At 72.2% G+C, this 1,307-nt stretch carries 1 protein-coding gene; it reads left to right on the top strand.

Annotation, left to right across the window (positions count from 1 at the left end; genetic code table 11):
- Positions 1-1,307, top strand: a 1,307-nt coding sequence (locus tag ACFU99_RS43910) for an AMP-binding protein (RefSeq protein WP_384404421.1), incomplete at both ends; no start/stop codon positions are given.

Genomic DNA, 1,307 nt, shown 5'->3' with positions numbered 1-1,307 from the left:
CCTCGGCACCTCGTACGTGGCCTCGCTGCGACGGGCGGCAGGCGGCGACCCGGCCCCCGCCGCGGAACGCGAGCCGGAACACGTAACGGAGCGCGAGCCCGTACGCGCAACGGAGCGCGAGCCGGGACATGTGACGGAGCGCGAGCCCGGACGCGCGACGGAGCGCGAGAGGGAACCCGGCCCGCTTGCCGGGCTGCCGGATCTGCGCGAGGTCGTCGTCCTGGCCGAGGACGCGCCCTCGGACTTCCGCACCTGGAAGGAGTTCCTGGCGGCCGGGGAGACGGTGGACCCCCGGACCGTACGGGCACGGGTGGCCGGAATCCGGCCTTCCGACCCCTCCGACATCATCTTCACCTCGGGCACCACCGGAGCGCCCAAGGGCGCCGTCATCACCCATGCCCAGACCCTGCGCGCCTTCGGCGTCTGGGGCGAGCTGGCCGGGCTGGAGGAGGGGGACCGCTATCTGATCGTGAACCCGTTCTTCCACACCTTCGGCTACAAGGCGGGCATCATCGCCTGCCTGATGCGGGGCGCGACGATGATCCCGCAGCCGGTCTTCAACGTGGACACCGTGCTGGCCAACATCGCGGCCGAGCGGGTCACGGTGCTGCCCGGCCCGCCCACGCTCCATCAGTCGCTCCTCGACCACCCGAACCGCGGGCAGCACGACCTGTCGCCGCTGCGGCTGGTCGTCACGGGCGCGGCCGTCGTGCCGCTGCGGCTCGTGGAGCGGCTGCGCGGGGAGCTGCGGATCGGGACGGTGCTGACCGCGTACGGCATGAGCGAGGCCACGGGCATGGTCACCATGTGCCGCCGCGGCGACCCGGCGGAGGTCATCTCGGGCACGTCGGGCCGCGCCATCCCCGATACCGAGGTCGTGGTCGTCGGCGCCTCGGGGGAGGTGCTGCCGCAGGGCGAGCCCGGCGAGATACTCGTCCGCGGCTATCAGGTGATGTCCGGCTACTTCGAGGACCCGCAGGCGTCCGCCGAGGCTGTGGACGGCGACGGCTGGCTGCACACCGGCGACGTCGGCGTGCTGGACGCCGACGGCAATCTGCGCATCACGGACCGGATCAAGGACATGTTCATCGTCGGCGGCTTCAACGCCTATCCCGCCGAGATAGAGCAGATCCTCACCCGTCATCCGGATGTCGCCGACGCCGCGGTCGTCGGCATACCGGACGCGCGGCTCGGCGAGGCGGGCAAGGCGTTCGCGGTGCGGCGCGCGGGCGCGACGCTGACCGCCGACGACCTGATCGCCTGGTCGCGCCGGGAAATGGCGAACTACAAGGTGCCGCGGGAAGTGG

Source organism: Streptomyces sp. NPDC057654 (genome assembly GCF_042800135.1).
GTDB lineage: Bacteria > Actinomycetota > Actinomycetes > Streptomycetales > Streptomycetaceae > Streptomyces.
The sequence above is the reverse complement of the archived record's forward strand: the minus strand, read 5'-3'. Positions and strand labels throughout refer to the sequence as shown.